General features: G+C 53.4%; 10 protein-coding genes. 5 read left to right on the forward strand and 5 right to left on the reverse strand.

Annotated elements, in window-relative coordinates; genetic code table 11:
- Together ABLN94_RS24255 and ABLN94_RS24260 are read left to right on the forward strand one after the other, a co-directional pair.
- Positions 1-111: hypothetical protein (locus ABLN94_RS24255; RefSeq protein WP_417750530.1), on the forward strand; the 111-nt coding region annotated here is incomplete at its 5' end.
- Between the two features lie 113 nt (positions 112-224).
- A complete protein-coding gene (locus tag ABLN94_RS24260) occupies positions 225-1,391 on the forward strand; it encodes a nucleotide sugar dehydrogenase (RefSeq protein ID WP_352997242.1) in 1,167 nt (388 codons plus the stop codon).
- Positions 1,392-1,523: 132 nt separating this feature from the next.
- Here the strand turns inward: ABLN94_RS24260 and ABLN94_RS24265 are convergent, their stop codons facing one another.
- The 3 genes from ABLN94_RS24265 to ABLN94_RS24275 all read right to left on the reverse strand — a co-directional run bounded on the left by ABLN94_RS24265 (position 1,524) and on the right by ABLN94_RS24275 (position 4,461).
- On the reverse strand, positions 1,524-2,972 hold the full coding sequence (locus tag ABLN94_RS24265; protein ID WP_352997244.1) for a mannose-1-phosphate guanylyltransferase/mannose-6-phosphate isomerase: 1,449 nt from the start codon (positions 2,970-2,972) through the stop codon (positions 1,524-1,526).
- Between the two features lie 139 nt (positions 2,973-3,111).
- Positions 3,112-3,843, reverse strand: a complete 732-nt coding sequence (locus ABLN94_RS24270; protein ID WP_352997246.1) for a metallophosphoesterase family protein — start codon at positions 3,841-3,843, stop codon at positions 3,112-3,114.
- A gap of 96 nt (positions 3,844-3,939) precedes the next feature.
- Positions 3,940-4,461, reverse strand: coding sequence for a hypothetical protein (locus ABLN94_RS24275; protein WP_352997248.1), 522 nt, complete (start codon positions 4,459-4,461; stop codon positions 3,940-3,942).
- Between the two features lie 634 nt (positions 4,462-5,095).
- Between ABLN94_RS24275 and ABLN94_RS24280 the strand changes: the two genes are divergently transcribed.
- The gene (locus tag ABLN94_RS24280) at positions 5,096-6,064 is read left to right on the forward strand and encodes a DUF3179 domain-containing protein (protein WP_352997250.1); all 969 of its coding nucleotides are present in this window, start codon (positions 5,096-5,098) and stop codon (positions 6,062-6,064) included.
- A gap of 165 nt (positions 6,065-6,229) precedes the next feature.
- Here the strand turns inward: ABLN94_RS24280 and ABLN94_RS24285 are convergent, their stop codons facing one another.
- Positions 6,230-6,727, reverse strand: coding sequence for a hypothetical protein (locus tag ABLN94_RS24285; RefSeq protein WP_352997260.1), 498 nt, complete (start codon positions 6,725-6,727; stop codon positions 6,230-6,232).
- Between the two features lie 485 nt (positions 6,728-7,212).
- Positions 7,213-7,602, reverse strand: a complete 390-nt coding sequence (locus ABLN94_RS24290; protein WP_352997252.1) for a MerR family transcriptional regulator — start codon at positions 7,600-7,602, stop codon at positions 7,213-7,215.
- A gap of 97 nt (positions 7,603-7,699) precedes the next feature.
- Here ABLN94_RS24290 and ABLN94_RS24295 point away from each other — a divergent pair, with 97 nt between their 5' ends.
- Both ABLN94_RS24295 and ABLN94_RS24300 read left to right on the forward strand, forming a co-directional pair.
- A complete protein-coding gene (locus ABLN94_RS24295; RefSeq protein ID WP_352997254.1) occupies positions 7,700-8,023 on the forward strand; it encodes a hypothetical protein in 324 nt (107 codons plus the stop codon).
- Between the two features lie 4 nt (positions 8,024-8,027).
- Complete coding sequence (locus ABLN94_RS24300; protein ID WP_352997256.1) at positions 8,028-8,246, forward strand: GDCCVxC domain-containing (seleno)protein; 219 nt, start codon at positions 8,028-8,030, stop codon at positions 8,244-8,246.
- Positions 8,247-8,508: the final 262 nt, after the last annotated feature.

The following is an 8,508-nucleotide window of genomic DNA, read 5'->3' on the forward strand; positions in this document are numbered from 1 at the left end:
AACAACGACATCATCTTCATCGCAGAAAACCCCGTAACACGATGGGGACGCACCATCTCACAAATCACCCCATCCCTCATAACAACTCCAATCAACGCCGCCGTGAATTAATGAATTCAAAACTGACATAGGGCTGTGATATCGTTCGCGAGCTTATCTGTTTGCCAAAGCATGGGTATGTTCGATCCAAGTTCGCAGACCAAGGTTGCACAAGGAACTACAGTATGAAAATTGCGATCGCTGGGATCGGCTATGTCGGCCTGTCCAATGCAGTGCTTTTGGCACAAAACCACGAAGTGGTGGCCCTGGATATTTCCGCGGAACGCGTGGCTTTGATCAACCAGCGTCAAAGCCCTATTCAGGACGTGGAAATCAAGGAATTCCTGGCCAACCGCACACTTGACCTGACCGCCACGACCGATGCTGAGGTCGCATTTCGTGGGGCTGATTTCGTAATCGTGGCCACCCCGACCAATTATGATCCGCGCAGCAACTATTTTGACACCAGTTCGGTCGACGCTGTAATTGAACAGGCCAGCACACTGAATCCCGATGCTGTCATCGTCATAAAATCAACAATACCTGTGGGTTTCGTCGCTGATGCGCGCATGCGTTTCGGCACTAAAAACGTGATTTTCTCGCCAGAATTCCTGCGCGAAGGACGGGCGTTGCACGACAATCTGCATCCCAGCCGGATCATTGTTGGAGAACGCTCGGACCGGGCCAAAGCCTTTGCAGATCTGCTGTTGGAGGGAGCAGTGGATAAGGACGTACCGGTTCTGTTCACCGATCCCAACGAGGCTGAGGCGATCAAGCTGTTTGCCAATACTTACCTTGCAATGCGCGTTGCCTTTTTCAATGAACTCGACAGCTATTCCCTGGCTGGTGACATGGATTCGCGCCAGATTATCGAAGGTGTGAGCCTCGACCCGCGGATTGGTGCCGATTACAACAACCCGTCGTTCGGCTATGGCGGCTATTGCCTGCCCAAGGATACCAAGCAGCTTTTGGCCAATTACAGTCAGGTGCCGCAAAACTTGATCCGCGCGATCGTCGACGCCAACCGTACCCGCAAGGATTTCCTGAGCGACCAAATCCTAATGAAGGGACCGAAAACAGTCGGTATCTACCGGCTTGTCATGAAAGAAGGCAGCGACAATTTCCGTCAAAGCTCGGTTCAGGGCATTATGAAACGGATCAAGGCCAAGGGTGTGCAGGTCGTCGTTTATGAGCCAGTGTTAAAAGAAGACCACTTTTTCCACTCACCGGTGATCCACGATCTTGAAGAATTCAAGCAGAAGGCGGATCTGATCGTCGCCAACCGACTGTCCGATGAGATAAAGGATGTGAGCGACAAGGTTTTCACTCGCGATCTATTCGGCGCAGATTGACGCCAGCGAAAAACCCAAACCCCGAAACAACTTGCTTTGCAGTGCGCGTGGCAAGGAGAACATCCGGAAAAAAGGCTCCCGATTGAGGGAGCCTTGTTCTGCGCTAACAAACCGTGACGGTACCGCTGCTGATCAGCCCTTAGCGCCCTGTCCGCGTGCGTATATGTCCTCATACCGGACGATATCGTCCTCGCCCAAATATGTTCCAGTCTGCACTTCGATTAGAACCATCGGCACCTTACCTGGGTTCTCCATCCGATGGACGGCCCCAACCGGGATGTAGACGGACTCGTTTTCCGTCACCAGTTGCTGTTGATCGTCGATGGTCACATGGGCCGTACCCTCGACCACGATCCAGTGCTCTGATCGGTGCACGTGGCTCTGTAGACTCAGCGAGGCGCCGGGGTGAACATGAATGCGCTTCACCTGAAAGCGGTCGCCAATCACTAGGCTTTCGAACCAACCCCACGGGCGGTGATCCTTGGGGAACGCCGTGGCCTGAGAAGCGCCTTTTTCCTTCAGCGCGGTTACGGCTTTCTTAACGTCTTGTGCGCGCGAGGAGTCCGCCACCAGAACCGCATCGTTCATCGCCACGGCAATAATGTTTTCGAGTCCGATTCCAACCAGCTCCATCTGATCACTGTCCGACCTCAAAAGCGAGTTCTGGCAATCAATCGCCGTCGCTCCGCCGCTGGTGACCACTCCATCCGCATCCGGCCCACTTTCGCGCCACACCGCATCCCAACCACCAAGGTCGGACCAGGCCGCATCAAACGGAACAACTGACAGGTTGGACGACTTTTCCATAACCGCATAGTCGATCGAGATGTCTTCGGCCTGCGCCCAAGGTTCCGGGTTCAGACGCAAAAAGCCCAGATCCGGAGTCGCCGTCTCGACAGCTTCTTTGACCGGTGCCATCAGATCGGGCGCATGGGTCCGGAAGGCGGTGATCATGTCAGAAGCACGGAACAGGAAAATCCCCGCATTCCATTTGAAGTTTCCGGCCTTCAGCATCTCGGTTGCACGGGCGAGATCCGGCTTTTCGACAAACTGTTTCAACGGGACCGGCGCCCCATCGCCCCCTGCTGCCTTTTTCAGTTCGAGATACCCGTAGGCAGTTTCCGGGTGCGTCGGAGTGATCCCAAATGTCACCAACTGACCTTTCGCCACGGCCTCAAGCCCGCGGGCAACCGCGGCATGGAATGCGGCCACGTCGGGCACAACGTGATCGGACGGGGCTACCAGCAGCACCGCGTCTGGGTCTTCAGCCACAGCACGCAGAGCAGCGGCCAGAACCGCGGGCGCGGTGTTTCGGCCCTCGGGCTCGATCAGAATGGCGCCTGGATCAATCCCGGTGGCTTGCAGCTGTTCAACGACGATAAATCGAAAATCTGAATTGGTCACAACCAAAGGGGCTGCAAACTCCAAGCCCTGTGCCCCGCCGGAAAGGCGACACGCAGAGGCTTGAAACAGGGTTTCCTCACCAACAAGCGGCACAAATTGTTTTGGGTAACTTTTCCGGGACAACGGCCAAAGACGCGTTCCGGACCCTCCGCACAGGAGGACAGGAGTGATCAACATGACAAGCTCGAAATCCGATCTATTTAAGAAAGACCTATTAAATGTGATATGCCGTGGCAAGGTTTTGCTCTGTTTCAATGAGAAAAAGAGGGCTCAACCAGCTGACAGCAGGAAGGTGGATGGCAGAAGCACACCTATGTCACGCTTGGGCTGTCAGAAACCTGGGCTCGGAACCGTTAAGGCAAACCGCGCTAAGCACCCCCGTCGCAAATGCACCGGTATCAACGGAAATACGTCCATTTCGCGCGCCCGCGACACTGACAATTGTATGACCGTGGACAACCCAAATGCCGTCGCGCCGGGGCTTGGACTGAAACGACGGATGCCCCCAAAGAAGAGTATTCTCAGATTGTTCCCCAGCCGGGACATCGGGATCAGCGGCAGCGTGCACTACCAAAACATTACCCGATGTCTCCCAGGTTTTCAGCGCCTCTAGCCATGCGCGCAATGTATGCCCCAGTGCGTGTTGCAACCTGTCACGGCAATCTTCCAGCTCATCGCCACTCATCTCTGTTCGGACACCGCGTATGCCGAATGAAGCCAGGGTTTGCAGCCCCCCATTGCGCAGCCAACGGGGACCCTGCCTTTTGGGATCTTTTAGGAACTGCAGCAGCATCTCTTCGTGGTTGCCCTTCAGACAGGTGAAATCCGAGCGTTCACTGATCAGGCGCAAGACTTCCGCGCTATGTTCCCCGCGATCCACGTAGTCGCCCACCAAAACGATACGGTGATCCTGCGGCACCAGAGCCAACAGTTTTTCTAGTTGAGAAACGCAGCCATGCACATCACCAATCACGCACAGCGGACTGTCCGGGTTCGGAGGCAAGAACACAGCGCGCCGCCCGAACCGATTGAAAAGTGATGTCAGCACAATAACCCTGTCTGTTGCCTGGCTGGCCCCGTGTGAGAACGGTGGTCGTGGATCAAAAGGTGATACCTGCAGGTTCACACGTGAACAATACCGGAGTCAGGCGGTTCGGCAAGCGGGCACCCCCATGCGTATGATCTCGCTCCCCTTAACCTTGTAAACGCCATTGATCCGGTTACGTGCCTTGTTCATGAACCATGACTTCAAGGGTTCGGGATAGTAGTCGGCCATAACCCGACTGAAAAACTCGAAATCTTCGTCTGCCAGCCGGCGCCCACTGCGCGACGGACCATGAAAGCCAAAGATTGTGTCCGGGTCTACACAGGTGCCTGGCAACCCCAGAAACATCGTACATGTCGAGAAACAGACACGCCCACGTATTTCGACCTGGATGCCATTGCGTTTCAGGTTTTCCAGTTCAGCCAGGCGGTCATGCAGGTATCCACCGCGGTCACTACCCACGACATAAAGCTGCTGAGCTTCAGCACGTGGTACTGCGTAGACCGCGGAAACCAATGCCACGACGATCAACAGAGCCGAGAAAGTTCTGGAGGTGCAACGGGTTTGCGCATTTCCTGCACTCGGTGGCGTTTTGATAAAACAGTCGGCGAAACTCGGCATGGTCGTATCTCCAGTTCCAGTAATGGTCTGGATCAGGACTAGGGAACCGCGTTGCCTCAGCTGTGCACTGCCAGTGGCTAAAGTTGGTCTTAAATCAATAGTTTAAGAGTTGTTTTATTAAACTTCTTATTACCAGAGCGCGCGGTGTCACGCTGGTCTGGTGTGGTTATGTACCATCGTCGTACACGACACCGGTACGGCCTGCTCGATCAGTCAAGCGGAGTTGATCCAAACTTTTAATCAATTGGAATTGCGGCATCGAATATAGCACAATAGCAATAATACCCCAAATATCCCAGTTTCCGGTCATCACACTGAAAGTTGACAATGCTGGTTTTGACTGGTTGCGGGAGCAGGATCTGACCTTTACCGAACATCAACGAAACTCATATTCTGACGAATCCGTTTAGCGCAGTTTAGTACCACTTTACGGCTAAACTACTTTCAACGAATGCCCGCATTGGCAAACGATAGCTGACCCCCAAAAAACCAACCCAATGGCCGCAAAAGAGCCCAAAACGATTAGTTCCAAGTTTCACGGATCAACAATGGTAACAATCGCGTGCCGCTCGCAAAGCCTATTCCCGCACTTAGTCTAGACTAATGGAAGTGCTGCCCAAGGGAGGTGCTCTCTGTGTTCAAAACAGCGTTTCTTGCAGTGATCTTGTCCGTCTCCGCTTCTTTAGCGTGGTCCAATCCTGTCCGGTGGAAAAACGAATGGCCGCAGACCGACTTCTCCGTCACCAGTATTACTGATTGGTCGGAGATCATTTCTGGTGGACCACCGAAGGATGGCATCCCGGCATTAAGCGACCCTGCTATGATTCCTGTCTCTCAGGAAAACCGAATAGCCAGACGCGAACCAGTGATAACTTTGGAGGTCGATGGCGCTTTGGCGCGTGCCTATCCTCTACGTTATTTGACGTGGCATGAAATCGTGAACGACGAAGTAGGGGATTTGTCATTCGCTGTCACATATTGCCCCTTGTGCAACTCGGGTATCGTCTTTGACCGGCGCACAGAATACGGCGTATTAGAATTCGGCGTTTCTGGCAAATTGCGCAATTCGGACATGATCATGTTTGACAGGCAAACAGAAAGCTGGTGGCAACAAGCGATCGGCACTGCAATCGCGGGCGAACTCACTGGTTCTCAATTACGCGCTCTTCCAGCTTGGATGGAGAGTTGGGACAGCTTTCGGGCGCGCCATCCAGAAGGGTTGGTCATGGATGAACCCCCGTTTCGCCGGCAGTACGGTCGAAATCCATACCATCAGTACGATAGCTCCGCTATGCCATTTCTCTTTACTGGGGATCCGCCGCCACATGGGGTACCGGCATTGGCGCGTGTAGTCCGAGTTGGTGAAAGAGCCTGGCTGCTTGAGCGTGTCCGGCAAGCTGGGAGCATTACCGAAGCCGGTCTTACAATCGAATGGAAAAAGGGCATGGCTTCAGCTCTGGACACGAGCAGTATTGCAGAAGGTCGAGATATCGGTGCAGTCCGCGTGCGCGACGCCAACGGTAAGGACGTAATGCACGACGTGATGTTTGCGTTTGCTTTTGATGCTTTCTGGCCGAGAGGGCAATGGATGTTGGGTGACTAAGTCGCAACTAAAACAACTATTCCTTCGACCGACGCCACACTTTTAGAGGTAGCCGTAATATTAATCCCATCGCCAAGGATATCAGTGGCTTGCTCGAACGTGTCACGATCCAGCCTAAGAGGGACAGCGTGGAGATCGAGCTGGAGGGAGCACACACGGCGATGATTAGGATGACCGAGAACAACGAAAGCCACTCGGAGGCGGCTCGTTCTCTTTCTGAAGCCGTTTCTGTTCCTTCAATTGATCAACACCCATTCCACCGTACTTCTTGCTCCAGCGGTAAACCGACGGTTCATCTGACGCCGAATTGATGATGCCTTCGAGTTCGGCTTTGCGCGCTTCCAATGCTGTCAGCTTATCTTTCATGCTGGGGTGGAACATGCCATCGCTGATGGCGTTAATGAGATTGTCAATCTTACTCTCCACCTGCGCCATATCGCGTTCGGCCTTACTACGTTCCTGTTGAATGGACCCGGCAAGACGGTTGTATTCCTCCTGATAGGCTTTGGCGAATTCCGCAATCAGATCGGGGTGCAGCAACTGTTCCTTGAGGCCTGAGAGAATGCGATCTTCGAGTTCCGCGCGTTTGATCGTCAACCGGTTTGCTGCATCCCGGATTGTCTGATGTGTATCGTGAACAAGTCGCCAATTTGACCACGGCATTGCGGGATCCCTCATCGCGAGTTGAAGACACTTCGATCATTCGCAGCCTTCTATCGGAGATCAGGTTGATCCCGGAAGATGGGACTTATGTAATTGAGTTGGTTGGGGAGTTGGTGGGTTTGCTTGCGTTGGCTGTGTCCCAGAACGAACAAAGCCGCCCTGAGGCGGCGAGTTCGGTACTTTGTTCGACCCAAGCGGTTGCGGGAGCAGGATTTGAACCTGCGACCTTCAGGTTATGAGCCTGACGAGGTGAAGACGTTAAGCAATTGATCCAGTGGATCAATTGTAGTCTGAACGGGCTGTGTTGAGATTTTCTGACGCTGGTTGCGGGAGCAGGATTTGGCCTATACCGAACGCTAGCGGAACTATTAATCTAACAAGCCATCTCTACTCATTCCCTGGCAGTTTGAAATAATGGCCGCTTTGGACGGAAAAAGTGACAATCAAGAAACCCGTTTCAAGGTCCGCACTGAGCCCAAGTTCCCCTATTCAGTGCGCAGCTTAGAGAGCATTGGACACGAGACATTCCCGCTGTCGCAGTTGGCTGTAAGCTCGACCAACGCCGCTTCCAAGCGCCTAAGTTCGTCTATCTTTGCACGCACATTGAAGACATGGAGTTCGGCCAGTTGCTTGACGGATTGGCAATCCTCAACGTCGCCTTCGGACAGGTCGAGTAGCGTCTTTACGTCTGCGAGCGGAAAGCCCAAGTCACGGCACTTCTTAAGGAAGCGAAGCCTTCCAATATCCCGCGTGAAGTACATTCGTCGATTGTTTGATGCCCGTTCTGGCTTTGGCACTATCCCTTCGCGCTCGTAGTAGCGGATAGTTTCAATGCCGACACCGCTTTGCCGGGATGCTTCCCCAATCGCAAACATGTGAGATTTCCCGCCTTGATCCTGTAGTGGTTACAGAAGTTATACAAGTGGGTGCCGCTTATTCAACTCCGCAAAAATAGGGCCATTAGAAACGAAAATGCAGAAGTACCTTAGCCTTAGTTACATAGGATCGTTGTCAGCACTTGGCGTCGCCACTTGTTGTGTATTGCCTATGACGATGATGCTGTTGGGACTGGGCGGCAGTTGGATCGCAATCTTTGGGCAGATAGCAGCAGCAAGCTACTATGTATTGGCAGTTTCAACCGCGCTCGTCGCGATTTCTTGGCTGGTGTCTTATCAACGCGGTTCATTGCCGAAATTGAAGTGGTGGCTTTTGGGAACGACCGCGATGACCGGCTTGGCTTGGGTCGTCGTGTCCCATGAGGCTCGGATCAATGATTTCCTGATTATGCAGATGTGAGACTATGACGGACCAAACTGTATTGCTTGAAAGCACATTGACTTGCCCAAAGTGTGGGCACAGCGAAACCGAAGAAATGCCGACGGACGCCTGCCAGTGGTTCTACGAGTGCAAGTCGTGCAAAGCGGTTTTGAAGCCCTTGGAAGGCGATTGTTGTGTATACTGCTCCTATGCCACTGTTCCGTGCCCACCAATCCAGTTAGGCGATAGCTGTTGCGGGTAAAGCGAAGGTCGGCTTTGTCCGCATAACGGACGTTGGAGCCCGATGCAGTGAAGGTCAGCTATGCTGACGAAGTGCGCTTTCGCTGCCGCTGCGAATATTCCTTCACAGTTGGACCGCCGTTCATCACGGTATGTAGAGGGAGGTCGGACATACTCCTGCCTGCCGTTACGCGACAAGCATGTTGTTTTACCTTGCCACATAAGTCTGCTAAAAACACCGCGTTCACAAGATGTGAGCGCCGGTCGTAGCCAACCCGGCAAAC

This window comes from Ruegeria sp. SCP11, assembly GCF_040329455.1.
In the GTDB taxonomy this organism is placed as follows: Bacteria; Pseudomonadota; Alphaproteobacteria; order Rhodobacterales; family Rhodobacteraceae; genus Ruegeria; species Ruegeria atlantica_E.